Here is a 23,822-nt window from a genome sequence, read left to right as displayed (position 1 = left end):
ATGCCATCGGACAGAAGACCAGACTCGAGACAGCAACTGAAGAACGGCACGCGAGCGTTTCTCGTCGTTCTTCTTGTTGCAGCCGTCGGTGTAGCGACGATCGGACTGCCGGCCATCTACGGCGGTTCGACGACGACCGCCGAAGCGACGGAGGGATCCGTCGAATCGTACGAGACGATCTCGCAGGCTGAATCGGACCTCGATCCGGCCGACGAGATCTACCTCCGCGATGACGGCAGCGCCGTCCTCCGCTACGACGATGAATCGGACGTCAACCAGCTTGACCTAGGCATGAACGCCAGTGAAGGACTGGTCCACATGCTGGTCGCCGACGACCTCGAGGATGACTTCGACAGCGAGGAGTTCGAGGAAGGAAGCTTCTCGGCGATCCTCGACCAGCAGGGGTTCTCCGGTAACGGTTCCCTTATCATGCAACAGCCGGACGAGGTCACGGACCTCTCCGTTGATATCTCCGGTGAAGTCTCCGACGAGACGAACCAGTTCGATGCGACCGCGACCGGGACATTCGAGAGCGATTCCACGTCCTCCGGTGAGGTTACAACCGACGGACACGTGACTGCCTCGGCTGACAGACTCGAGACGGCCGGTACCGTCTCCGTCGAGGACTCGACGCTTTCCGCCGGTGACGGAACGTCCATGGACATCTCCCTCGAGGACACGAGTGACGGCTATACCCTCGACATGGCCCAGGAACAGGACATCTCCGACTGGGAGGCAGATCAGTGGGAGACTCGAGAAGCGGCTGAACAGACCCTGCAGGACGAGTACGGCATGATTGCGATGCAGATGGGCGGGACGAGCGACATCCAGATCTCTGAGTACGAGTTCGAGGAACGCTCCACCGGTCAACACCGACTCACGCTCGATTTCACCGTCGAATACACTGGGATCGACGCCGGTATCGAGCAGCAGCTCGCGGCTGCCTTGGCAAACGACCAGTCGGTTGATCTGAGTCAGGCAGAAGCCGAGGATGTCGCAGCGAGCGTCACCGAACTCGAGATCGAGACGTTCGAGTTCACGATGAGCGAGAGCGACGGTGCGATCGATATCGAGTGGGAAATCGCACTCGAGAACTACGACGAACTCACGCTCGCGATGCTCGATGTCGCCGAGTCGACCGACATGAACGGTGAGATCTCACAGGAAGATCTCGAGGACGCCCGCGCAGCGATCGAGGCACAGCAGGCGGCTGACCTCACGTGGGACATCCAGTGGGATGCCTCGGTCGAGCAGACCTCCACTAACGAGCTCGAACTCGACGCCGAACTCACGAGTGACACGGAAAACTGGGAGGCCTACATCACCGAACTCGAGGCGAACGACATCGAGACGCCGAACGACGTCACGTTCAGTCTGACGGCCGAAACCGACGGTGACCAGCTCGCGGTCGACGGACAGTTCGAGATCGATGGCGAGGATCTGGCCGGGCAGGCGATCGACGCGATGGCCCAGTCCGCCCAGAGCGGCCCGACGGGGTCGACGAACTCGGAAACCGACCAGTTCCTCACGGCGCTCTCCGAATCCGACCTCGAGGTCGCCCGGATCGACGGCAGCATTACCGGCGACTCGGTTCGAGTCGAAGCGGGAGCGAAGTTCGACAACATGAGCAAGGTCACTGAGACGTTCAGTGACACCGTCGGCATTAGCGGCGTCGCGACAGAAACCGACGGCAACACCACGTCCACGTACGTCTACGTCGACGACATGGATGATATCGACACCGCGTCGGCAAACAAATCGGATATCGAACACCTCAGTGTGATCAATTCCGAGACGACCGTCCACCAGGCCGGCGACTGGGACAAAGAGTTCCCCGAGGTCGACACTGACGGCATGCGCGACTACCTCGGTCTCGACACGGAGGCAAGTTCGGAAGAAACGGACAGCGAGGACGACTCCGACTCCGATAGCGTTCCCGGCTTCGGGCTCGGTGTCGGACTCGCTGCAGTCGCCGGATTGCTGACGACGCTCGCCCTCCGACGACACGAGTAACGTACCGAAATCAGGTCGACCGCCATCGACCCATCCGACGCGTTTTTCGGCTGGTATCGATATCTCACCGACAGCGTCGGCTCACGCCGTCTAGACGGTCTCGAGGTACGTTGCCGTCGCCGATGTGTGGCCGCGGTTAAATGAGAGGACCTTGGCCCGGATCGTATCCGTTGGCTCGCAGCTATCGGGCACGTCCTCGACGAAGATAACGAACCCCTCGACTTTGGTGACTGCCTGTCGCTCGCCGGTGTGGTGGTCGGTGAACTCGCGAATCGCCACCGTTTCGATATCACCGATATCGACCGGCGGGTCGCGTTTCTGAGCCTCTCTGTGACGTTTCCGTGACTGTTGTTCATCCGCGGAGCCACCGCGAACGCGTTTGAACAGCCACAATACGAGTACCAGAGCGACGAGGACGCCACCGCCGACTACTGTTGGGCCGAGCATACCGCAACCGGATGCCGCCTGGGTCTTCGATGTTCCGATCCGGGCGAGTCGATCGGGTCCCCGACCGCGTGGGCAGTCATGACGAGGCTCGTCTGCCAGAATCAGCAAGCGCTTGTTGCCGGGAGACCGCCGGTCGGGGATGTTTCTCAAGCGCAACGCAGTCGCCGAGGGGCCTTGCACTATCCAGGGGAGGCTCGATACGACACGGTATGGGCGGCAGCCTTTTATTTACTCGAGCGATGAGATACGTCGTGAATAATTCATTCAACGGGTCATTCAGCGACGGGGTCCACGAGTCAGTGAGCATTGCCGTCGTCGCTGCAGTCGCGACACACCGGGGAATGGATCCGACCCGACTTCCGCCCTTCTACGAGTGGATCGATCCGGACGCACTTGATTCTCTCTTCGCGCCAACCCAGGGTGGTGGCCCCCTCAGCGGCCGACTCGAGTTCACGTACGACGGTCACGCGGTCACCGTGGACTGTACCGATGGCGGCTCGATCTCGGTCGATGGCTCGCTGGTCGCTGAGTCGGTTCCGGTCGGTCCTGGGAACACGGCGCAGACTGACGCATAACCGACGGCTTCGCTGTGACCCAGCTGGATCACGTGACGAGGGTTGATTTTTCGATGGGAGGTGGCAGGTCCGATCAGTTCGCGGTGAGATCCATGACCGCGACGTCGTCGGGGACATGCTCGAGGACGTCCATTGGCCACCCCTCGTGGGCGAGGGTAAACGCCGTCTCCGGATTCGTCGCGACGAGTCGAGCGACGCCGTCAGCCGCGGCCTCGCGGGCGGCCCGATCGGTCCGTTCGGGGATTTCCGCGGTGAGCGGGTAGCTCTTCGAGAGCGCTCGCGGGAAGGGGCCGAACGGCGGTTCGACTCGCCAGGAATCGTCAAACTCGTCGCTCCGCGGTGCGTTCCCCTCCGTCAGGAGCAGGGAGTCGGGGACGGACAACCGCTCGAGGCGCTGGTGGTGACGGACGACTTCGGGACGGCGAGCGCTCTCGTGGGAGGTATAGAAGAACGATCCCTTCGAGACGGGATCCGAGCGCTCGAGTTGGGCGGTGTGATCGAGCAGCGTTCGGTAGCCGTCGAGCATCGTCGGGTGAGCACGGGCGCGCTGTTCGACGAGTTCCAGCAGGTCGCCTGCACGGATTGCCTGCTTGATCCGGCGAATCTCGGCGAAGGTGACGTGGAGGTTGTGAGCGGCGAGTTCGGACTCACGCTCGGCGTCGGGGAGCGCGCGCAGCTCATCCGGCGAGTGGTCGGTACAGACGGCACAGGAACAGGGGAGGTACTCGAGATCGTCGAGCGCACGGGTCCCCCGGACCGTCAGGTAGCGGTCGTCGCGAGCGTACAGCGCGTAGGCCGCGGAGTCGAATAGATCACAGCCCATCGCGACGGCGAGGGCGAACATCATGGGGTGGCCGGCACCGAAGAGGTGCACGGGCGCGTCGGTCCCCAGTCCCCGCTTGGCGGCGGCGACGACGTCGATCATATCGTCGTATCGGTACTCGTTCATCAGCGGAACGACCGCGCCGACCGGGAAGACGTCGAGGTCGGTTCCATCGGCGTGGCGACCGGCCTGCTCGCGTAGCTCCGGATACGTCGACCCTTGGACGGGCGCGCTGACGAGCATCTCGCCCGTGTCGGCGGCCTCGGCAACCTCGAGTCGGTCCTGGGTGGTCTCGAGATCCGACTCGGCGCGTTCGCGGGAGACATCTGGTGGGGTCGGAATGTCGACAGGAGTGGCGATGTCGGAGCCGATATCGCGCTGGAAGGCGAGGATTTCCTCGGTCGTGACGTCGATTTCGCCGTACTCCGAGAGCTGGAAGGAGCCGGAGTCGGTCATGATCGCGCCAGGGAAATCGAGCAGTTCGTGGAGCCCCTCCTCGAGCGCACGCTCGTGGAGCTCGTCGTCGCTGTGGATGATATAGGAGTTCGTGATGAGGATCTCCGCGCCGAACTCGTCGGCGAGCCGGCGAGGGCTGATCGTGTCGAGATTCGGATTGATAACTGGCAGCAGGGCCGGGGTTTCGACGGTTGTCTCGGCGCGGGGCACGGTGAGTTCACCGATGCGACCGCCGGCGTCAGTGTCCCGGACTTCGAAGGACTCGCGCATTGCTCGAGGGTTGGACCGTCGGACGTAAGTCGTGACGGTTTTCGACCGGTGGTCAGTCGAACGTTTGTGCACCGCTCTGGCCGATGAAACTGTGAGCGGGCCGGTAAACGTCTCGTTCCGTCCCGTCGACGGTGTGCTCCCAGCAGTCACGAGCACGACAGTCGTCTTCGCGACGAGCGATCATCGCAGCATGAAAATGCTTCTCTGTGACGACTGTGACCATCATCGGTCTCGATAGATGAATCAAAGATTAGAGACCAGTGCGCGGTTCTAACGCTGATTTTCTCTAAGATAATCCCGTAACAGTCGCCTCGTTTTAGCCCGCATCCGGGGTAGAGAATCGCGTATGGTTTCACAACCACAGAAAATCGGTGTTGCACTCGTTGCGCTGCTGGTCGCACTTTCGGGGGGTCCTGCCCTCGCCGGTGCGACAGGGGCCGCGGGCGACGACGCCGGAGACATGGGCGAATCGGAATCGAGCGCGACGCTCGAGAACGTACAGGTCAGTACACTCGAGCTCGACAACGTCACCGTCGAGAACGCGACGATCGAGGAACTGAACGTCGAACAGCTCGACGCTGACGTCGAAGAACTCCAGAACGAACTCGACAGCAACGACACCGAGGAGAACGAAACTGACACCGAGAGCATCGAGACCAACGAAAGCAGCGAGGAAGTGACCCTCTCGGACATCCAGCTCGAGCAACTCGAGCTCGAGGGCGTCTCGGTCGAGGACCTCGAGCGTGACGGCGGAGACAACGCGTCGGACCACGTGGAGCGGACGGAGTCCCCCGACGCGGAGACGAACGAGTCGGACGACGGTGAAAACGAGACGGAAACCGACATCGAGGTCGAAGACGACGAGAACGAGACGGAAACCGACGTCGAGGTCGAAGACGACGAGAACGAGACGGAAACCGACGTCGAGGTCGAAGACGACGAGAACGACACCGCGACGGAGACCGAAACCGCCAGCAACGAATCGTTGATCGACGAGAACGCCAGCGAGGTGACGATCCAGAACCTGACCATCGAGACGATGGACGTCCAGACGCTGACCATCGAAGAGCTGACCGCCGGTGAGGACGCTGGTGAAACCGAGATGGTCGACAATGAGTCGGACGAGAATGTGACTAACGAGAGTGACGACCTCGACGTCTCCGACAACGAGACAGACGAAAGCGACGAACTCGAGATCTCCGATGAGGAAGACAACGAGACGAACGAAAGTGACGATCTCGAGATCTCCGATGAGGACAACGAGACGAACGAAAGCGACGAACTCGATGTCTCCGAGAACGAGACGACCGACGATGAGCCGATCGAAACCGAAAACGAGTCTCAGGAGATCGAGAACCTCACGATCGAACAGTTCGACGTCGACGAGGTCACGATCGAATCGATGAGCGTCGACTCGGTCGAGGAAGCGGATGACAGCGTCGGCATGGATGCAGACGAAAACGCGACGGAAAACGAGAGTACGGACCTCGAGATTACTGACGAGGAAGACAACGAGACGAACGAAAGTGACGATCTCGAGATCACCGATGAGGAAGACAACGAGACGGAATCGAACGTAACGGAGAGCGACGCCAGTTCCGGTGAAACCATCTCCACCCTCTCCGCGTCATCGATCACGATCGAGAACGCGACCAGTGACACCCTCACGCTCGGGGACGCGAGCGAACTCGAGGGCATCAGTAGCGAGAACGCGACGATGGAGTCGGACGACGAGATGACTGAGACGAACGAGTCGGACGAAGATGACGACCTCGAGATCACGACGGACGAGGACGACAACGAGACCGAATCCTAATCCGCAATCCGAGTGCAGCGACTATTCCATTTTTCAGTACATACGTATCGCGGCGGAGCCGCCAGCTACTTTCTGTGAAAGTCAACCGTTCCTAGCACTGCACTGAGCGGACTGGGGAGCCAGTCGCAGTCTTCACAACATGTTGACGGGAGGGGCACCGCTGACGGGTCACGACAGTTCTCGGACAGAACTGACCATGGCCATACATCAGCAGCTACGGATCCTTGAAAATGGACACTTTGGTGACTGCTACAGCAACTGGGCCGATGATGAATACAGCGGTCGTACTCGAGTAACGGTTTCTCGAAGTGTCCGGATCGGTGGTACAGGGTCGGTGTGACGTGATATACCGGATCGAAAAGAACAGGGAGTAGTTGCTAAGCGAGTGCAGCGGCCAATTACTGTTCTGGAACATTGTCGGCGTCGGGCCAGAACGTTGGTCCGAGTTCTGTGTCTTCTTTGCCAACCTCGTCGACGACGGTCAACTGGACACGGTGTTGCACTTCAGGTTCGAGTTGCTTTGTGACGACTTCACCGCTCTCGTGGTATGTTTCGTCAGTATCGACGGTGGTAATCTTCCAGTTGTATTCGACAATACTGCCGTTCGGACTCGTCGACCCGCTGGCATCGAACTCGACTGGATTCGACGGAAGATATTCGTTTTCTTCACCGTCAATGAGTACTTCCGCACTCGGCGTATTCGGATTCTCCTCAGGAGTGAACTTTACCGTCGCCTGGTCAGTATTGCCGGCCGTGTTTGTAACCTCCAGCCCGACTTTGAACGTGGTTCCGGTACTGAACCCCTGTTCGAACGTCTCTCCAGAACCGTTCGGGGAGCCATCGAAGACCGGCTCATCCGGAGTGTAGGATACGTTCTGCCAGTACCAATCATAGCTCTCGATCTCGCCGGCAGGGGTAGTGGATCCGCTTGCGTCGAACATGATGGGGTTGTACACCGGGTCCTGTGGCGAGAACTTGATGGTTGCAGTTGGGTCAACATCGCGAGATTCCAGAACCTGTCCGCTCGTGGTCACGTACGTAGACTCCCCATCGGACTGGTTGATTGTGAGGTGCGCCGTGTACTCTCCGGCCTCCTCGAACGTGGTCGAGACTGTCCGCCCGGTATACAACTCGAAACCGCTCGGGCCAACGATAGCCCACTCGTACTCTGCAAACGCGACCGAGCTAGTGAACGACGTTTCTTCTCCGATTACCGGCTGGTCAGGATCGACCAAAATCGACGCGTCGTCGCTCGCTGCGCTGACTGCGCCACTCGTGCCGATCAACGCACCTGCAGCCGCCTCGATGTCGCGAGCGCACCTCGCCGAGTCGTCAATTGTTTCTTGATACCATTGCCAGCCGTGTTATCCTTCGACATCAACTAGCGTCTGTCGCCCACGAGTAATAATATTAATTATTATATACTTATATATTAAACAGTAGTTATGGGTCAAGCATATTTTTGCGATGGAAAATATCTTCGAGTAGAAGTGGCCCCGGTAGTGGCCGTGTGAGGGCGACGGGTCTTTACCGATTGGGCGGCTACCGGGCGGTAATGAGTAAACCCACGCCCGAGGTCTACGAGCAGGGCAAGGGCATGGACGCCCACAATCAAGCGATGCGGGAGATCCGCTCGCGAAAGGAGGCCAGCTACGACCCCCACGAGCCGACCCGTGTCTGGCTCGACGAGGACAACACTCCCGACGGCGTCAAGTCGAGTCTGACGATCATTCTCAACACCGGCGGCTGCCGGTGGGCCCGCGCCGGTGGCTGTACGATGTGTGGCTACGTCGCCGAGAGCGTCGACGGCGGCTCCGTCTCCCACGACGCGCTGATGGACCAGATCGACGTCTGTCTCGCCCACGAGGCGGACAACGCTGACGACCCCGCCGACCTCATCAAGATCTACACCTCTGGATCGTTCCTCGACGAGCGCGAGGTCGGCGCGGAGAGCCGTCAGGCGATCGCCGACACCTTCGCTGACCGCGACCGGATCGTCGTCGAGTCCTTACCCGATTTCGTCGACCGCGAGAAAATCGGCGACTTCACCGGACACGGGCTTGATACCGACGTCGCGATTGGCCTCGAGACGGCGACCGATCGCGTGCGTCACGACTGCGTGAACAAGTACTTTGACTTCGCTGACTTCGAGGACGCCTGCGCGGAAGCCGCCGCTGCAGACGAGGACGCGGGCAGCGACGCGAAGGCCGGCATTAAGGCCTACCTTCTGATGAAACCGCCCTTCCTCACCGAATCCGAAGCCGTCGACGACATGATCTCGTCGGTCGAGCGCTGTGCCGACGTTGCCGGCTGTCACACCGTTTCGATGAACCCGTGTAACGTCCAGCGCTACACGATGGTCGACGACCTCTACTTCGAGGACGGCTATCGCCCGCCGTGGCTCTGGTCGGTCGCACAGGTCTTAGAGGAAACGGCCGATGTCGACGCCATCGTCGTCTCGGATCCGGTCGGTCACGGCTCCGATCGGGGGCCTCACAACTGTCAGGAGTGTGATGATCTCGTCCAGAAGGCGATCAAGGACTTCGATCTACGTCAGGATCCGTCGGTCTTCGAGCAGGTCTCTTGCGAGTGCGAACTGACCTGGGAGACGGTCATCGAGCGCGAGCGGAGCTTCAATCAGCCGCTGACCCGGTGAGCGGTTCGACCGACCGGCAATCACACAGCGGGTTCAGGGCGACGTACTTTACTGCGAGCCGGTGACGGATCACTATGGCACTCCCGTCGTTCTCGAGCTACTGGAACGAACTCGAGCCAGCGGTATTGATCGTTGTCGGCTTCCTGTTGTTCGTGTTTCCCGAGCCCGCGACTTCCGCGCTGGGTGCAGGGCTCATGCTCCTCGGCGGTAGCTGGTGGTTCTACGAGTGGGGCCGATAGGATGTTGGCAAACGGCTAATCACTGGCGGCCGTACCGTCCGACGCGGAGCAAACCGACTCCGCGTCCGCACGGGGCACCGCGAGCGTGACAACGGTGCCGCGGGGCTCGTTGTCTTCGAAGGAAAGCTGGCCGCCGGCCTGCGTGACGACCCAGTTGACCAGCCAGAGTCCGAGACCGCTGGCGTGGCGCAGCTGAGTGATCTCTCGATCGCCCTCGAGCAGTTCTCGTTCCTCGGCGGGTATGCCGGGGCCGTCGTCGGCGATCGACAGCGTCAATACCTCGTCATCCGGCCGGTCGCGCAGCGTCACATCGACGGTTGGCCGCGATCGGTCGTTGTGTTCGACGGCGTTCTCGAGCACCTGAAAGATGGCGGTCCGGAGGTACTCGTCGGCGCGAGCGAAGGTCCGGTCCGGCAGCGAGCAGGTGACCTCGACGTCGGAGTGGGCGCTCTCGAGGCGGTCGACCGCTCCCTCGACGGCCTCGGAGAGGTCGACGGGGCCAGCCGCAACCGTCTCGCGGTCAAGAATGCGTTCGACGGCTCGGGTCTTCTCCGCGAGGCCAGTGAGTTCGCTTGTCCGGTTTCTGATGGTCTCGACGTACTCGCGGTCTGCGTCATCGACGGCGTCCGCGAGCATCTCCGCACAGCCGTTAATGATGTTCATGCCATTGCGCAGGTCATGGCGGAGGACCCGATTGAGTATCTCGAGGCGCTTCTGTCGCTGTTTCTGGGCAGTAATATCGGTATAGAGTCCGAAGGCGCGATCTGACGACCCGTCCATCTCCATCGGGACGACCCGCAGCCGGAAATCGCGCAATCCGTCCGCAGTTTGGCGTTTGACTTCCGCCTCGCCGACTTCACCGTGGCTGCCCCGTCGGTTGAGGGTATCGGATTCAGTCATCTGAGCGGGTGGCACGATGACCTCGTCGAGCGGTGTCCCGACGAGTTCCGTCTCGTCGTAGCCGAATATCCGTTCGAAGGCCGGATTGACTTCCTCAACAGTCGGGCCATCCTTGAGTCGCGTGACGCTGACGACGGCGTCGGGAACGTTCTCGAACAGCGCCGCGAACCGGTCGCGTTCGGCCCGCAGTCGCTCCGCAAACGCGATCCGATCGAGCGCGTCGGTGACGTGAGACAGCAACAGTTCCGTTAGTTCCTCGTCAGCCGCCGTAAAGGCGTTCAGCTCCGCCGAAACGGCTTGAAACACGCCGTGGTCGCCGATCGGAACGCTCAGTACCGACTGGCAGTCGTCGACGCAGGGCGTGATCCCGTCGTCCGAATCGATTTCGTCGATGCGGTACGGTCGCCGCGTCCGATAGGACCGTCCGGCGATCCCCTCCTCAATTGGGCGTCGCTCCCCGCGGCCGATCTCGAGACCGGATGACGCGGCTTCCGTGACGAGGGACTCCCCGCTGACCTTGTCGACGAAACAGCCGTCGAAATCAAGGACGTCTTCGGCCGCTTCGACGGCCACATCGTAGATCGCCGCCCGACTCTCACAGCCCTCAAGCCGAGAGGAGACGGTGTGGAGCCCTTCGATTTTCGCCTTCCGATCGACCAGTTTCCGCTCCATTCGCTTGCGGTCACCGATGTCACGGGTGATGCCGACCGTTCCCTCGGCGCTGCCGTCGGATCGCAGCAGCGACATACTGACTTCGGCGGGGATCTGTTTGCCGTCAGACCCGGTCAACGTGACTTCGTACGTCGTGATACGCCGCTCGTCGTCGGCCATGAGTTCCCGGATGTGTCGCTGCCCGCGTTCGACGCTCTCGTCGGTGAGTATCCGCGAGACGTGTTCGCCGAGAAGTTCCTCTCGCTCGTATCCGGTCTTGTCTTTCATCCCGTCGTTGACCGTGACGAACCGGCCGTCACGGTCGAGTTGGTAAACGCAGTCGCCGACCGTCTCAACGATGGTCCTCGTCCGCTCGAGTTCGCGCTCGCGTGCCGACCGATCGAGCGCCGCTTCGACCGTCGTAGCGAGGATGTGGATCAGATGGATCTCAGCGTCATCGAGCTCGTCCACTCCCGATGCTGCCACCGCCAACATGCCGTGGTCGCCGAGTGGCTGGAGGACTACGTCCCCGACATCCGTCTCGATATCGTACGGGAGCTGGTCCGCCGAGACGGTCTCGACGACGGTCGGATCGCCGTCGGTATAGGCGTCCCAGAGGACGGTGTTGTCTGCGTTGATCGATGAGATATCGCCAGTATGGTCGTCGAGTGTCGCCGTTGCCCCAGCGAGTTCGAGCGTCTCGCGTTCCTCGTCGAAGAACCGGATCGCGGCCAGCGGCCGGTCAATCATGTCTTCGGTCGCCGCCATCACGATGTCGGCGATCTCGTCGGTTGACTCGGCTCGCAGTAGCTCCTGGGACGTCTCCTGCAGTGCCTCGAGCGCGTTCGCACGCTTGCGCTCGGCAGTAACGTCCCGTGCGAACGAAAGGACGCTGACGACCTCGCCCTCGTTATTGACCAGCGGCGCGTTCAACCACTCACAGGTGACCGTCGTCCCGTCCTTGCGGACGTTCGGGTTGATCCGATAGAACGAACCGCTGTCGAATTCACCGTCGGCGATCCGTTCTCGTAACTCGAGAATAGTGTCACGGTCCGATTCCGGGACGACCAGTCCGACGGCGGATTCGCCGATCGCCTCGTCGGCGGTATAGCCGAACAGCTCGGTCGCCGCCGGGTTCCAGTCTCGGACCTCGTACTCGAGCGTCCACTCGATGACTGCAAGCGGCGACTGTTCGATGAGTGACTCGAGCCGATCCGCGGTGGCGTCCGCAGATGCCGGCGGTGTAGCGTCGGTTGCGGTCGCATTCGCGGAGCAGTCGTCGAGAACCGATTGATCGGCGAGCAACGCGTCAAGTCGTTCGACGAGCGTCTCAACTCCTTGCGATTGGGGGACGTAGCCGTCGGCTCCCGCGGCGACGACCGCGCCCGCGAGCGCTTCGCTGCCGTCGTCGGGAAAGACGACGATCGGGACGTCGGACCGGCGATCCCGGATTTCCCTGCAGCAGTCCACGGGATCGGCGTCCGGGGGCGATCCAACGATTACGAGGCAGTCGACACTCGAGAGGCGTTCGAGACACGCATCGATCGTCCGAACCGCTTCGGTCGCCACACCGCGCTCCTCGAAGGCGCGTTCGATAACGGTTCCGGCGTCGGAACCGACCGCGACGACTCGAGCGTACGGTCCGATATTCGTGCCCATCCCCTGTATTCCGATCGACCACAACGCACCCCGGCACTATTACTCTTCGACTCGACTCACAAACTGAGTCGTCGCACTCGTCAAGCAGTCAGCACTCGAAAACGGGATCTCTCGCGCCTAAACGCCGCCTTCTACCGATTCGAACCCTCGGAGGACGCCCTGCCCGTCGGTCGGGCCGATATCGGGAAGCGTCGCGCGTTCGGGGTGTGGCATCAACACCGCGACGGACTCGCGCTCACCGAGGACGCCGGCGACGTTGTGCTTGGACCCGTTCGGATTCACGTCGGGGCCCGTCTCGCCGTTCTCATCGCAGTAGCGAAAGAGGACTCGACCCTCGTCCTCGAGCTCGGCCAATCGGTCGTCGTCGATCTCGTAGCGGCCCTCGCCGTGGGCGATCGGGATCTCGATGACCTCGCCCTCGTCGTAGGCGGCGGTCCAGGGCGTGTCCGCGCGCTCGACGCGCAGATAGACGTGTTCACACTGGAAGCATGCGCTCTCGTTAGTCGTGAACGCACCCTCGGTCAGTCCGGACTCGCAGCCGATCTGGGCTCCGTTACAGACCCCGAGAACGGGAACGCCGTCGGATGCGGCCTCGCGGACCTCGGCCATGATCGGCGAGCGGGCCGCCATCGCACCCGCTCGAAGATAGTCGCCGTAGGAGAAGCCACCCGGGAGGACGACGCCCGTCGTGTCCTCGGGGAGGCCGTCCTCGTGCCAAACGATCTCGGCGTCGATGTCGAGGTGTGCCAGCGCGCGGTCGGCATCGCGGTCGCAGTTCGAGCCGCCGAACCGAATTATTGCAACGGTCATCTACCGTTCGACGACCTCCACGTCGTAGTCGTGGATGGTCGGGTTCGCCAGCAGCCGTTCGGCCATCTCGTCTGCGCGCTCGCGCGCGTCGTCCGCGGAGTCGGCCTCGAGGTCGACCTCGAAGCGGTCGGCCGACCGCAGGTCCTCGAGGTCGAAGCCCAGTCGCTCGAGGGCTTGCTTCGTGGTCTCGGCCTCGGGGTCCAGCACGCCCCGTTTGAGTCGAACCGTCACCGTCGCGGTGTAGGCGGTCATTACCTGTTACCCCGTAACCGTGCTCAAAAACGCTTTCGCCTTGACTCCGTAATGCACGTTCGTGGATACCGGTAGGCTACGCGGTGATCGGTCACGGCTCACTCGGTCGGCCCGAGAAGGCAGTCGCCCGATGGCCGATCACGTCGATCGGACGACAACGATATCGCCCGTCGCGTGGACGGTGATCGTGTACGCGTCCAGCCGGAACGAAACCTGGCCGGTATTCCGGGCGGCAGCGCCGCTCGTCGGTGCGAAGAGCGTCTCGAGGCTCTCGGGGTCGATCTGGTCGTAGAGCCGGTCGACCTCGATCGGGTCGCTGTTCGAGAGCGCCGCAATCGTCGAGACGATCGTCGTCGTCAGCGAGTCGTTGCCGGTCCAGTCGTGGGAGACAAACGCTGTCTTCCGTTCGCGATCGATTCGTGATCGGCCGTGATCGTCGGATGTTACCGTCATTGTGTTCACCTATCGGCTGGCGACTGTCACTGTCCGTGACTAGAAACGCCTATTACAGATTGCCGTATAAAACCCTGTCAGACATCTTACGATCTATTGTACGACAAAATAAAATCGTCTGCGGGACGGGGAAGGGGTCCGATCAGGGCGTCCGTCATACGTCCGCTGGGAGGCCGCGAATGAACGATTGTCGCGAGCGTTCGTCCCGGTCGGACCGTGTTCCGATATCGATACCCGGAGGCTGTCTCGTTACACGTGAACTGATCATCACCTTCATTGCTCCCTCTGTAGGATTTTTCCGATAGCTATGTCGGACAACGAACGGAGTGCGGGTAATTCGCACGCCCCTCGCCGGAAAGCAGGACTTTTAGCCGCCCGTAGACTGCAATCCGTCGTGATAGATCGCAATTCGCTCGATCGGAGGTGGCAGCGATGACGACCGACGTAACCGAAATTACGGTAATCGGAGACGACGACGCCGGACTGGTCGCGAACGTGACCAGCCTCCTGTTCGAGCGCGGGATCAACATCGAGGACCTCGATCAGGCGGTTCGCGACGGCGTCTTCCGGATGTATCTCGCCGTCGATACCTCCGAGATGGTCTGTACGGAGGAGACGCTTCGGGAAGACCTCCAGACACTCGGCGACGACCTCGGACTCGACGCTCAGGTCCGGTTCCCCGCCGACCGCGAGACTCAGCAGATCGCCGTCCTCGTCACAAAGGAGAGCCACTGCCTCGAGGCCCTGTTCGAGGCATGGGCCAACGACGAACTCGGCGCGGACATCGGCGTCGTCATCGGGAACCACGACGACCTCCAACCGCTGGCCGAACACTATGACGTTCCCTTCCACGACATCGGCGACGAGGGCGGCCAGCAAAACGAGGACGAACTGCTCGAACTCCTCGCGGAGTACGACGTCGACCTGATCGTCCTCGCGCGATACATGCGCATTCTCAGCCCCAACGTCGTCTTCCGCTACGAGGACCGCATCATCAACGTTCATCCCTCCCTGCTGCCGGCGTTCCCCGGCGCGGAGGCCTACCGCCAGGCCGTCGAGGAGGGCGTTCGGGTCGCGGGCGTCACGGCCCACTACGTCACGACCGACCTCGATCAGGGGCCGATCATCACCCAGCGCGCGTTCGATGTCCCCGACGACGCCGACATCGCGGAGATGAAACACCGCGGCCAGCCCTTGGAGGCCGACGCCTTGCTCGAGGCCGTCCAGCTTCACTTGAACGGCGACGTTTCGGTTCACCGCGGTCGGACGTCAGTTCGAGAGAACGGTACGCACTACCAGCTCGGCCTGCCCGACGAAATCGGGGAGTTCACGCCGGATCGGCCGGTCGACGGAATCGGCAGCGCCGTCGCCGACGATTCGTAAGTGCCGTCGCCGAACTGATTTTCCTCCTGTTTCGACAGCGGACGGTCCCCGCTGTTCGAGACGCCCTCGCGCAGTTTCGTTCCGTGTTCACTCATCGTTCATCGCGGAACAGCGCGCGCCACTGCGCACGAATCGGTCGATACCAGTCACCGCGGCGCTGCCGATGGTATCCCGCTCACTCGAGGTGCGTCGTGAACCAGTCGGCAGCGTGGTCGGCGACCGCCTCGAGTTCGCCCTCGCCTTCGAAGAGGTGGCCTGCGCCCTCGATGATTCGGAGGTCGCGTTCGACGGCGAGGGCCTCGTAGACCTCCCGGTTTACCGTCCGAACCGACTCGTCATCGCCGCCGACGACGAGCAGGGTCGGCGCGGTCACGTCGTCGACGACGTCGGCCGCCATGTCGACCCGGCCGCCGCGCGAGACCACTGCGTCGATCGTTGTTTCCGGTCGGGCCGCGCTGCGAAGTGCCGCTGCGGCTCCCGTACTGGAACCGAAGTAGCCGATCGAGTGCGTACTCGTTTCCGGCTGCTCGCGGACCCACTCGGTCGTCGCAACGAGCCGGTCGGTCAGCAAGGGGATGTCGAACCGGTTCTCCCGATGCCGGTCTTCGGCCTCGGTCAGTAAATCGAACAGGAGCGTCCCGAGGCCCCGTTCTCGCAGCGTCTCCGCGACGAAGTTGTTTCGCGGACTGTGCCGACTACTCCCGCTCCCGTGAGCGAAGACGACGAGCCCACTCGATTCCGGCGGCACGATCAGTTCGCCCTCGAGCGTCACGTCCTCGAGAGCAATGTCGGTCACGGTCTGGATTCCGTCGGACGCCATGTCTGGCGGTCCGCGTCGCGCGCGGTTGACTGTTCGGATCGGTAGCGAGTTTGACGGGTTTGGCCGGCTCGAGAATCAGGGCGAGGTCGTCGTCGCACGATTCCACGGACGACGCGATACGAGGCGGTGTGCCAGTTAGGCCGCGTTCGACGACTCCCACTGCTCGCGGCAGTCGTCGCTACAGAAGTGACGATGGACGGCGGTTCCGTCCTCGACCGTCGTCACGACGCGCTGTTCGGAAGACGGTCCAACGGGGCTATCACACTGTCGACACTCGGGCGAATCTTCGTCCGTCGAATCAGTCATCGGTTGACAGGTGGAACGAGACCCACTTGAACGAATCCATTGCGGCGTATTCGGCCACGGCCGTCCGAACTGGACGCGTACCCGGTATAGGACGGCAAACCCATCGAACGACGTTCGGGTTCGGCTGGTCGGCAAAGCCGATTCCGCCGTCGGTCCGCGCGGTCCGATCAGACGTTTTCTCGGTCGGCTGTGACGCCCTCGAACAGCGGATCGAGTTCGTCATCGAGCTGGGACTTTAGATCCTGCAACTCGCCGTCCGTCAGCGCGACCGCGAGGGCGTCGGTGACCGCGTCGGCGTACTGTCCGGCGTCGTCGGGTTCGATGTCCGTGCCCCGAAGCTGGTCGCCCACCCGTTCGACGAAGTCCGTTCGGTCGTAGCCGGCACCGTCGTGGTCGGCGTCTTCGACGATTCCGGCCAGTTCGTCGGGGAGCTGTGCAGCGACGTTCTCGGCCTCGCCGCCGGTCACCGTCTCGCCGAGCGTCTCGAGGACTGCCGCGGTCGCGGCCTGTGCGTCATCCATCGTGTCGAGGTGGCCCGCTTCCTGTACCAGTCTGTAGAACTCGTCTTCTTGCATGTGCGGGCCTTCACCCGTGAGCGGTATCGGAGTTAGGCACTCAGTTGCAAGCCATTACCGCCCCCTCGCCATCAGCGACGCACTGTTCGTCGACTCTCGCACATTCGTTCTACGGTTCACCGACGGCAAACCGCGCCACAGCGCGCCACCGCGACCGGTTCATTGATCTGGTATGAGACATGAGCGCTATATCTCTCGCCCATCGTAGGCCGCGAGCAACTCCTGTAGGTGCGCGTTGACCGCGTTCGCTCGTTTGGGCGTCTCGCAGGGCACTGCTTGCGGGGGATCGTACAGTTTGTCCATGAACCACGAGAGCAACTTCCCGACGGAATCGTTCGGAAGTTCCCCCGCTTTCCAGGTGAGACCGAGAACCGTCCCGTCGTCAGCAATCGTCGCCTGCTCGAGGCCAGTCAGTCCGTAACAACTCGCTTTTCGACCGTCGAGCGTCTCAACACAGAGGGAGCCGCCCTGTATCTTCCACCGGCGATCCTCGGCGACCCAATCGAACTGTGTCTCAGTCGGGACCAAACACGCGTCGTGTCCACTGAGTCCGACGATTTCGTTTGCCCGGATCTCTCCTTCGAGCAGTGTCGCATCGACCCCCGCGTCCGAGTGATGCGGGATCGACTCAAGAACGGGAGCGCCGCTGTTACGAAGTTCGATTTGAAAGACGAAGTGCGCTCCGGCGATCCCATCCGTGAGTGTAATCAGGTCGAACAGCGCTTCCTGTCCCGTTTCAGTAGTCGTCGGAATGCGCCATGCAGTGGCCTCGTTCCGGTCCTGCTCGGGGACCCGCTCTCCTCGATGTCAAAGAGCGTTCCACGTCCGACGACAGTCGTCGCCGTCCGGTTCCATCTCCATCTCGTCTTCGTGAAGCCGGACGATAGCAGCAGTCGTGTCGGGGAGGACCATCTCGACGAGGGACCGGAACTCTTCGGCGAACCCCTCGCACTCGAGGTGATGTGTTCGATGGAGTTCGGCGGCCATATACGATGTAACGAGTCAGCTGCGTATTATCGGTTCTCCCTGTGCTCGTCTTCAGTACGGCCACCCACCATAGAGCTGCCCTGAACCGCTGGAACGACCGCCAACGACACGTCATCCGGAACCGACCCTCGAGCCCTGCCCTCCCGCCGATCGAATCCCGTCGCCGTCGGAGAGGTGCAGTTCTGCTCGCGGAGACGCCTCGACGATGGCCGCGATGGCGTCGGCGACGGTGTCGCCCCCACTCGGGCGTCACAGTTTCCCGCCGGCCGCACTCGGAGCGAATCATACACCGTCCCTGCCGCTTCATGGTCGGTAGTCGTCGCGAATGGACGAGAGAGTGGCTACGCTTGCGACCGATGAACGGGAGTCGAGAAAAGCCCGCGACTTAGTCGTCGCTCGGCTCGGCGTGGGACGTGGCGGTCGACGTCACGTCCTGCTGGCCGATCCACGTCGACGAGAACAGCGGTGCGACGGCGAACAGCACCATCGCGAGTATGAACACTGCCAGCATGACGCTCGCGACGGCCGTGATCCCGGTAGTGAGGTTGAACAGGACGATACCCGCTGTGACTCCACTGGTGGCGAGGCTCATTTGCGGTCGTCCGACTATACCCAGTCCCTCAATATGAGGGTTACTTTGTCCAACCGAGGTTGCGAAACGATACCATTCGACAGCATGTGCGTCTCCAAATTCGTGTCCGATCGAACTGAGTTCGCGAAACAAGTCGGTCGCTACAGCCGCTGGACCGCACCGATCGCGCTCGAGAGCGGCGGTGCGTCGAAGAACTCCCGCCCGATGTAGGCGTTGGCCCCAGCGCAGTACAGGTTGCTGGCGGTCTCGAGGACCGATTCCTCGAGCGACTCGGGCTCCACGTCGCAGAGCGATTTCCAGTCGGCGACGTTCTCCCGTTTCGCCTCGGCCTTGGCGGCGTCGACAGCTTGTACCCACTCGGGCTGAGTGCGCTTGTGGTACTGGCGGAGGACCTCCTTCGAGAGCTGGGTGCCCTCGTAACTGAAGCGGTTCTCGTCGAAGGTACCGACGACATCCGCGACGTAGAGTTCGCCCTGATAGTAGCAACACTCGATCTTGCCGTCCTCGTGGACTAATCCGGTTGAGTCGGCTCGCTCGGTGACGATCCGGTTGACCTCGCGGGCGAGCGACTCGAGGTCCTCGATCGCCGCCTTTCCGGCGATCGAGTCGGCCGCCGCGCGCTCAAGATAGCGGTCGCCCTCCTCGTACTTCGTGGAGAACTCGACGATCGGCTCCTCGAGGTCGACGGCTTCGTCGGGCCAGCTCTCGAACTCGAGTCCGTGGTCGGCCGGGTCGGTCCGGCTCCGCAGGCTCGAGCCGACGGGAACCCGGTTGCGGAAGACGATCTCGAGGGGGATTAGGTAGTTCTCGCCGGCCGCGTCGTGGTAGTGGTCGTAGTCGTACTCCCGACCCTCGTGGGGCAGGTCGGGCACCTGCGTGAGATCGATGGCCATCTCCCAGGGCGGGTGGGAGGCGTCCTCGAGGTCGACGACATTGCCGTTCTCGACGACCCCGCGGTAGTGGGTCGAGACGCCCTCGCTCTCGAGCAGTTCGAAGTTGAACGCGCCCATCGTACAGAGGCTTGCGCCTTTCTGGGGGATCTGGTCGGGCATCTTTCCCCAGTCGAACACTGAGTAGTCGTCGGTGAAGACGAACGCCCCGCGGCCGAACTCCTCGTCGGTCGCCGCTTCCTCGATGCGGAACTCTTTGACGCTCGTCACGTGTGACACCTCAGGACATATTCGCCGCCGTCACTCATACTTCAGTTGCCGTGGCCGGAGCGTAAGAAGGTTTCAATATCGTGCAGGTAACCCGCAATCGGTGACTCTCCTTCGGCCCGGTCCCATACAAGATCCCTTGCCCTCAGTCGTCCTCGACGGTCGCCAGCAGTTCTTCGGCCTCCTCGCCAAGCGCCCCCTCGAGCGGCCCCTTATTGACGAGTTTGCGGAGCGCCGAATCGCATTGGGGCGTCGCTAACGCTTCGAGAGCTTGGTGTCGATACTGATCGGCGATGCGCTCTTCGCGGACGAGCGCGGCGAGTTCGTCGCACTCGTTCGCCGTTTTCAGTTCGCGAATCGCACCTGCTCTGTTCTCCTCGTCGGCCCCCTCGTCGAGGGCGAGATCCACGCACTCCGCCGGCGTTCGTGAGCTCATGGGCGACCGTTCGTGTCCCGCGCCGATAGTTCCGGGACCTGCGTTCGACGAGTCCGGTATCGAAGCGTCGACGGCGAAAGCGAGAGGCGTACGCCGGACCGAGCGTTTTCCGCCTCGAGGCCGAATTCGACAGTGTGCTCACACTGGTTTCGGACCGGAACGTCGCACTGACGACGATGGCTACTTGCCCGGGGATAGTCGCTCTCGACGAACCGATCCCCCGTTTGATCTCGAGGTGGCGATGAAATGGAGTTCATCCCGCTCGTTCTCGGGATACTCCTGCTCGTCATCGTCGTCGTGGATCTCCTGTGGACGACGCTCTGGGTGGAGGGGAGTGCCGGTCCGCTCACCTCGTGGCTGATGGCGGTGACGTGGCGCGTGTTCCGACAGGTCGGCGATCGGCGCTCCCGACTGCTCACCCTCTCCGGGCCGTCGATCCTCGTGATCGGCCTCCTCGTCTGGATCATCCTCCTCTGGACCGGCTGGACGCTCGTCTTCGCGAGCGCCGAGTACCCGCTTATCGATACGGTCAACGGGGGGTCGATCTCCTGGTCGGATCGCTTCTACGTCACCGGATACACGATCTTCACGCTGGGGAACGGCGACTTCGCTCCGCGAGAGGGACCGTGGCAGATCGCGATGATACTCACGACGGCCAGCGGGATGCTCTTTGTCACCCTGACCGTCACCTACGTACTCTCCGTCCTCGACGCCGTCACGCAGAAACGATCCTTCGCGAGCAGCGTGAGCGGGCTCGGGACGCGGAGCGACGAGATCGTCCGGACGAGTTGGAACGGCGACGAATTCGACGGACTGGAGCTGTCCCTGAACGCGCTCGCGTCGCAGTTGAACACGCTCACGGCGAACCACAAGGCGTACCCGATTCTTCACTACTTCCACAGCGGACAGACGGAACGAGCACCGGTGACGAGCGTCGCTCTCCTCGACGAAACGCTCACGCTGCTGCGATTCGGCGTCCCCGAACCGGACCGTCCGAGCGACACGATCGTGAAAAACGTACGGGCGAGCGTCCACAGCTATCTCGAGACGCTTCACAACGGGTTCATCGAACCCGCAGATCGAACCCCGCCCGCACAGGACCTTGAGCCTCTTCGCGATGCGGGCGTCCCGACCGTTCCCGACGAGATGTTCGACGAGTCCGTCGAGAATCTGTCCGAACGTCGACGACTGTTGCTCGGCCTCGTCGAATCGGACGTCCGACAGTGGCCGACCGGAGAAACGACGTAATTCGTTCGTCTCACGCCGATAACAGTGGCGTCCGACCGCGACGGTCCCCTCGCGATCGGGATCGACGCGGACCGACACGCCGGCATGTCCCCGCGAGTCAGCGAATCCACCATGCTTTTCTCGCTGTACGGGTATCGTTACGTCGATGGAGCGACCGGTGACCGAGGCCGACCTCACGTTCGATTACGTTCCCGAGACCGACCAGTCCTTCGAGAACGCACTGGCAAAGGCACGCGACGGCGACCGACTCACGGTCGACGACGCGATCGAGTTATTCACCACGGGAACGGACAGCGAGGGGATCGACCGGAAACGCAAGGAGCGCGTGCTCGAGGCGGCCGACCGCCGCCGCGCCGAGCAGGTCGGCGAGGAGGTCACCTTCATCGCGAACCTGAACAACAACGTCACGACGGCCTGTAACGTGGGCTGTCTCTTCTGTAACTTCAAGGACGCCGCTCACACCTTCGAAAGTGAGACGGAGATCGAGACGGCCGGCTTCACGAAGACGCCCGCGGAGTCCCGCGAAATCGTCGCTGACGCCGTCGATCGAGGCATCTACGAGGTCACCTCGGTCTCCGGCCTCCACCCCGCGTTCGCACTCGACGAGGAACACCGGGAGATCCTCGACGAGCATCCGAACCCGAAGGAGGTCAACTACAAACCGCCCGAACGGTACGACACCAGCCCCGGTACCTATACGGACCAGCTCTCGGCAATGAGCGTCGACGGGACCCACGTCCACTCGATGACGCCCGAAGAGGCCTACCACGCCCGGCGGGGCACCGACTGGTCCTACGAGGACGTCTACCGACGGCTGCAGGAGGCCGGACTGGATACCGTTCCCGGCACCGCCGCCGAGATCCTCGTCGAAGAGGTCCGCGAAGTGATCTGTCCCGGCAAGATCAGTACTGACGGCTGGCTCGAGGCTATGGAGGCCGCCGCGAACGTCGGCCTCGGAATGACGGCAACGATCATGTACGGCCACGTCGAGAACGAAGCTCACCGCGCGATGCACCTCAAGCGGATTCGGGACTTGCAGGATCGGACCGGTAACATCACGGAGTTCGTCCCACTCTCGTTCATCCACCAGAACACGCCGCTGTTCGAACACGACGTGGTCTCGAGCGGCCCGAGCATCGACGAGGACGAACTGATGATCGCCGTCTCGAGACTGTTCCTCGACAACATCGATCACATTCAGTCCTCCTGGGTGAAGTACGGCGACGAGCAGGGTCTGAAGATGCTCAACTGTGGGGCCGACGACTACATGGGGACGATCCTCTCCGAGGAGATTACGACCCGTGCCGGCGGCGAGCACGGCGAGTTCCGCTCGTTCGAGGACTACGTCGAGATGATCGCCTCGATTGGTCGCGTGCCGGTCGAGCGCTCGACCGACTACGAGAAGCGCCGCGTCATCGACCCCGACGAGCCACCCTTTGGCCCTCGACTCGGACCGAGGGCCGACGGCACGCCGCTTTTGACTCGAGCGGAGCGCGAGGAGCGCGTTCCCGCCGACAATTGATCGGCGAGCCGCGTCGATCAGTGACGGAGGATATCTGTCGATTCAGTTCCGTTGACTCGCTCGAAGCGTGACGTGCTCGAACGCCGATATCAACTCGCCTCGCTCGCGTCGCCGGTGGAATCCGTTTCGTCCGTGTGACCCAGCCGACCGGCAGCCGCCTCCCGCTGGTCGGCTGCTGGCACGATCTCCGTCCCGTCGCATGCGGCGAGTCCGTGCGGCGGCATGTTGTTGTATACGGTTTCGTACTCGTCGGCCTGCACGAGATACGTTTCGTGCCAGATGCCGACGGCAGCGTCTGATTTGGTTCCACTCTGGTAGTAGTCTTGCCAGGTAGGGACGTGCAATCGGTCACTGTCACGGGCATACTCTCGCAGGGCATCGAACGACTCCCAGTACTGGACGAATCCGATATGGTGGATTCCCGGACCGACCACCGTTCGACTCTCGAGCAACCCTGACTCCGAATCAGCGACCAGTTCACGAACCATCCGCGGTGCGATGAGCAACAACGGGAGCCATTGGTGAACCTTCCAGAACGCGTTAATACGGAGTCCGATGTGGAAGACGACGAACGCCTCGTCGCGGTCGGCGGTCACTTTCTGTTCGATCACTCCGTCGGCGCTGCGATGCTGTTCTGGCATCACGCTAATGATCGCGGGGAGCGTCCGTGCCGATTACCCCAACATGTTGGTGTCGAACCCGATCGGCCGCTATCCGAACGGCGGAGACCGGTGCGAGTCCAGCGTCCGACGGCTCCCGGCTCTCACCGGCAACGG

General features: G+C 62.3%; 24 protein-coding genes. 8 read left to right on the top strand and 16 right to left on the bottom strand.

Translation table 11 applies throughout. The annotated features are described in order from the left end of the window. Nucleotides 1-2,013: a hypothetical protein gene (locus K6I40_RS15360; RefSeq protein ID WP_255682086.1), complete on the top strand. Its 2,013-nt coding sequence runs from the start codon at nt 1-3 to the stop codon at nt 2,011-2,013. 90 nt (nt 2,014-2,103) lie between these two features. On the opposite strand, the gene K6I40_RS15355 is transcribed toward K6I40_RS15360, so the two are convergent. Further along, nucleotides 2,104-2,460 carry an RNA-binding protein gene (locus K6I40_RS15355; protein ID WP_222919893.1) on the bottom strand — a complete coding sequence of 119 codons (357 nt, stop codon included), beginning with the start codon at nt 2,458-2,460 and terminating at the stop codon, nt 2,104-2,106. A gap of 251 nt (nt 2,461-2,711) precedes the next feature. Here K6I40_RS15355 and K6I40_RS15350 point away from each other — a divergent pair, with 251 nt between their 5' ends. Further along, a complete protein-coding gene (locus K6I40_RS15350) occupies nt 2,712-3,035 on the top strand; it encodes a HalOD1 output domain-containing protein (protein WP_255682083.1) in 324 nt (107 codons plus the stop codon). A 73-nt stretch (nt 3,036-3,108) separates the two neighbouring features. On the opposite strand, the gene tgtA is transcribed toward K6I40_RS15350, so the two are convergent. Continuing rightward, nucleotides 3,109-4,584: a tRNA guanosine(15) transglycosylase TgtA gene (tgtA, locus tag K6I40_RS15345; protein WP_222919891.1), complete on the bottom strand. Its 1,476-nt coding sequence runs from the start codon at nt 4,582-4,584 to the stop codon at nt 3,109-3,111. A gap of 346 nt (nt 4,585-4,930) precedes the next feature. Here tgtA and K6I40_RS15340 point away from each other — a divergent pair, with 346 nt between their 5' ends. Continuing rightward, nucleotides 4,931-6,400 carry a hypothetical protein gene (locus tag K6I40_RS15340; RefSeq protein ID WP_222919890.1) on the top strand — a complete coding sequence of 490 codons (1,470 nt, stop codon included), beginning with the start codon at nt 4,931-4,933 and terminating at the stop codon, nt 6,398-6,400. 398 nt (nt 6,401-6,798) lie between these two features. Here K6I40_RS15340 and K6I40_RS15335 read toward each other — a convergent pair whose 3' ends face one another. Beyond that, complete coding sequence (locus K6I40_RS15335) at nt 6,799-7,686, bottom strand: hypothetical protein (protein ID WP_222919889.1); 888 nt, start codon at nt 7,684-7,686, stop codon at nt 6,799-6,801. A 269-nt stretch (nt 7,687-7,955) separates the two neighbouring features. On the opposite strand from K6I40_RS15335, the gene K6I40_RS15330 reads away from it, so the two are divergent. Both K6I40_RS15330 and K6I40_RS15325 read left to right on the top strand, forming a co-directional pair. Continuing rightward, complete coding sequence (locus K6I40_RS15330; protein WP_222919888.1) at nt 7,956-9,056, top strand: archaeosine biosynthesis radical SAM protein RaSEA; 1,101 nt, start codon at nt 7,956-7,958, stop codon at nt 9,054-9,056. A gap of 74 nt (nt 9,057-9,130) precedes the next feature. Beyond that, complete coding sequence (locus tag K6I40_RS15325) at nt 9,131-9,295, top strand: hypothetical protein (protein ID WP_222919887.1); 165 nt, start codon at nt 9,131-9,133, stop codon at nt 9,293-9,295. Nucleotides 9,296-9,310: 15 nt separating this feature from the next. Here the strand turns inward: K6I40_RS15325 and K6I40_RS15320 are convergent, their stop codons facing one another. The 4 genes from K6I40_RS15320 to K6I40_RS15305 all read right to left on the bottom strand — a co-directional run bounded on the left by K6I40_RS15320 (nt 9,311) and on the right by K6I40_RS15305 (nt 14,020). After that, complete coding sequence (locus K6I40_RS15320) at nt 9,311-12,505, bottom strand: PAS domain S-box protein (RefSeq protein ID WP_222919886.1); 3,195 nt, start codon at nt 12,503-12,505, stop codon at nt 9,311-9,313. Between the two features lie 117 nt (nt 12,506-12,622). Then, on the bottom strand, nt 12,623-13,315 hold the full coding sequence (gene purQ, locus K6I40_RS15315) for a phosphoribosylformylglycinamidine synthase I (RefSeq protein WP_222919885.1): 693 nt from the start codon (nt 13,313-13,315) through the stop codon (nt 12,623-12,625). Further along, nucleotides 13,316-13,567 carry a phosphoribosylformylglycinamidine synthase subunit PurS gene (purS, locus tag K6I40_RS15310; protein WP_222919884.1) on the bottom strand — a complete coding sequence of 84 codons (252 nt, stop codon included), beginning with the start codon at nt 13,565-13,567 and terminating at the stop codon, nt 13,316-13,318. A gap of 138 nt (nt 13,568-13,705) precedes the next feature. Then, complete coding sequence (locus tag K6I40_RS15305) at nt 13,706-14,020, bottom strand: HalOD1 output domain-containing protein (protein WP_222919883.1); 315 nt, start codon at nt 14,018-14,020, stop codon at nt 13,706-13,708. Nucleotides 14,021-14,452: 432 nt separating this feature from the next. Between K6I40_RS15305 and K6I40_RS15300 the strand changes: the two genes are divergently transcribed. Continuing rightward, on the top strand, nt 14,453-15,403 hold the full coding sequence (locus tag K6I40_RS15300) for a formyltetrahydrofolate deformylase (protein ID WP_222919882.1): 951 nt from the start codon (nt 14,453-14,455) through the stop codon (nt 15,401-15,403). A gap of 175 nt (nt 15,404-15,578) precedes the next feature. On the opposite strand, the gene K6I40_RS15295 is transcribed toward K6I40_RS15300, so the two are convergent. From K6I40_RS15295 to K6I40_RS15265, 8 genes are all read right to left on the bottom strand, one after another. Further along, nucleotides 15,579-16,223 (bottom strand): dienelactone hydrolase family protein, encoded by a 645-nt coding sequence (locus K6I40_RS15295; protein WP_222919881.1) that lies wholly within the window; start codon nt 16,221-16,223, stop codon nt 15,579-15,581. A gap of 135 nt (nt 16,224-16,358) precedes the next feature. After that, the gene (locus K6I40_RS15290) at nt 16,359-16,529 is read right to left on the bottom strand and encodes a hypothetical protein (protein WP_222919880.1); all 171 of its coding nucleotides are present in this window, start codon (nt 16,527-16,529) and stop codon (nt 16,359-16,361) included. A gap of 167 nt (nt 16,530-16,696) precedes the next feature. After that, nucleotides 16,697-17,104: a DUF2267 domain-containing protein gene (locus K6I40_RS15285; protein WP_222919879.1), complete on the bottom strand. Its 408-nt coding sequence runs from the start codon at nt 17,102-17,104 to the stop codon at nt 16,697-16,699. A gap of 186 nt (nt 17,105-17,290) precedes the next feature. Beyond that, nucleotides 17,291-17,632 carry a hypothetical protein gene (locus tag K6I40_RS28520; protein WP_255682077.1) on the bottom strand — a complete coding sequence of 114 codons (342 nt, stop codon included), beginning with the start codon at nt 17,630-17,632 and terminating at the stop codon, nt 17,291-17,293. A 279-nt stretch (nt 17,633-17,911) separates the two neighbouring features. Beyond that, nucleotides 17,912-18,091 carry a hypothetical protein gene (locus K6I40_RS28515; RefSeq protein ID WP_255682075.1) on the bottom strand — a complete coding sequence of 60 codons (180 nt, stop codon included), beginning with the start codon at nt 18,089-18,091 and terminating at the stop codon, nt 17,912-17,914. A 385-nt stretch (nt 18,092-18,476) separates the two neighbouring features. Next, nucleotides 18,477-18,683, bottom strand: a complete 207-nt coding sequence (locus K6I40_RS15275; protein ID WP_222919878.1) for a hypothetical protein — start codon at nt 18,681-18,683, stop codon at nt 18,477-18,479. Nucleotides 18,684-18,823: 140 nt separating this feature from the next. After that, complete coding sequence (locus K6I40_RS15270) at nt 18,824-19,843, bottom strand: phosphoribosylaminoimidazolesuccinocarboxamide synthase (protein ID WP_222919877.1); 1,020 nt, start codon at nt 19,841-19,843, stop codon at nt 18,824-18,826. Between the two features lie 142 nt (nt 19,844-19,985). After that, nucleotides 19,986-20,276: a hypothetical protein gene (locus K6I40_RS15265; protein ID WP_222919876.1), complete on the bottom strand. Its 291-nt coding sequence runs from the start codon at nt 20,274-20,276 to the stop codon at nt 19,986-19,988. A 246-nt stretch (nt 20,277-20,522) separates the two neighbouring features. On the opposite strand from K6I40_RS15265, the gene K6I40_RS15260 reads away from it, so the two are divergent. Together K6I40_RS15260 and cofH are read left to right on the top strand one after the other, a co-directional pair. After that, a complete protein-coding gene (locus K6I40_RS15260) occupies nt 20,523-21,524 on the top strand; it encodes a potassium channel family protein (protein ID WP_222919875.1) in 1,002 nt (333 codons plus the stop codon). 145 nt (nt 21,525-21,669) lie between these two features. Next, nucleotides 21,670-23,046 (top strand): 7,8-didemethyl-8-hydroxy-5-deazariboflavin synthase subunit CofH, encoded by a 1,377-nt coding sequence (cofH, locus tag K6I40_RS15255; protein ID WP_222919874.1) that lies wholly within the window; start codon nt 21,670-21,672, stop codon nt 23,044-23,046. A gap of 89 nt (nt 23,047-23,135) precedes the next feature. On the opposite strand, the gene K6I40_RS15250 is transcribed toward cofH, so the two are convergent. Further along, entirely contained in the window at nt 23,136-23,687 is a 552-nt protein-coding gene (locus K6I40_RS15250) for a DUF4188 domain-containing protein (protein WP_222919873.1), read from the bottom strand. Between the last annotated feature and the right edge of the window lie 135 nt (nt 23,688-23,822).

The organism is Natrinema sp. SYSU A 869 (assembly GCF_019879105.1).
GTDB lineage: Archaea > Halobacteriota > Halobacteria > Halobacteriales > Natrialbaceae > Natrinema.
This window is presented reverse-complemented; position numbering and strand designations above follow the sequence as displayed.

Coding starts and splice junctions, on each gene's coding strand:
- K6I40_RS15295 (WP_222919881.1), bottom strand. CDS start 16,223: ATGGCGTCCGACGGAATCCAGACCGTGACCGACATTGCTCTCGAGGAC.
- K6I40_RS15300 (WP_222919882.1), top strand. CDS start 14,453: ATGACGACCGACGTAACCGAAATTACGGTAATCGGAGACGACGACGCC.
- K6I40_RS15250 (WP_222919873.1), bottom strand. CDS start 23,687: ATGCCAGAACAGCATCGCAGCGCCGACGGAGTGATCGAACAGAAAGTG.
- K6I40_RS15305 (WP_222919883.1), bottom strand. CDS start 14,020: ATGACGGTAACATCCGACGATCACGGCCGATCACGAATCGATCGCGAA.
- K6I40_RS15340 (WP_222919890.1), top strand. CDS start 4,931: ATGGTTTCACAACCACAGAAAATCGGTGTTGCACTCGTTGCGCTGCTG.
- cofH (WP_222919874.1), top strand. CDS start 21,670: ATGGAGCGACCGGTGACCGAGGCCGACCTCACGTTCGATTACGTTCCC.
- K6I40_RS15325 (WP_222919887.1), top strand. CDS start 9,131: ATGGCACTCCCGTCGTTCTCGAGCTACTGGAACGAACTCGAGCCAGCG.
- K6I40_RS15290 (WP_222919880.1), bottom strand. CDS start 16,529: ATGACTGATTCGACGGACGAAGATTCGCCCGAGTGTCGACAGTGTGAT.
- K6I40_RS15330 (WP_222919888.1), top strand. CDS start 7,956: ATGAGTAAACCCACGCCCGAGGTCTACGAGCAGGGCAAGGGCATGGAC.
- K6I40_RS15320 (WP_222919886.1), bottom strand. CDS start 12,505: ATGGGCACGAATATCGGACCGTACGCTCGAGTCGTCGCGGTCGGTTCC.
- K6I40_RS15265 (WP_222919876.1), bottom strand. CDS start 20,276: ATGAGCTCACGAACGCCGGCGGAGTGCGTGGATCTCGCCCTCGACGAG.
- K6I40_RS15260 (WP_222919875.1), top strand. CDS start 20,523: ATGGAGTTCATCCCGCTCGTTCTCGGGATACTCCTGCTCGTCATCGTC.
- tgtA (WP_222919891.1), bottom strand. CDS start 4,584: ATGCGCGAGTCCTTCGAAGTCCGGGACACTGACGCCGGCGGTCGCATC.
- K6I40_RS15360 (WP_255682086.1), top strand. CDS start 1: ATGCCATCGGACAGAAGACCAGACTCGAGACAGCAACTGAAGAACGGC.
- purQ (WP_222919885.1), bottom strand. CDS start 13,315: ATGACCGTTGCAATAATTCGGTTCGGCGGCTCGAACTGCGACCGCGAT.
- K6I40_RS28515 (WP_255682075.1), bottom strand. CDS start 18,091: ATGGCCGCCGAACTCCATCGAACACATCACCTCGAGTGCGAGGGGTTC.
- K6I40_RS15275 (WP_222919878.1), bottom strand. CDS start 18,683: ATGAGCCTCGCCACCAGTGGAGTCACAGCGGGTATCGTCCTGTTCAAC.
- K6I40_RS15355 (WP_222919893.1), bottom strand. CDS start 2,460: ATGCTCGGCCCAACAGTAGTCGGCGGTGGCGTCCTCGTCGCTCTGGTA.
- purS (WP_222919884.1), bottom strand. CDS start 13,567: ATGACCGCCTACACCGCGACGGTGACGGTTCGACTCAAACGGGGCGTG.
- K6I40_RS15285 (WP_222919879.1), bottom strand. CDS start 17,104: ATGCAAGAAGACGAGTTCTACAGACTGGTACAGGAAGCGGGCCACCTC.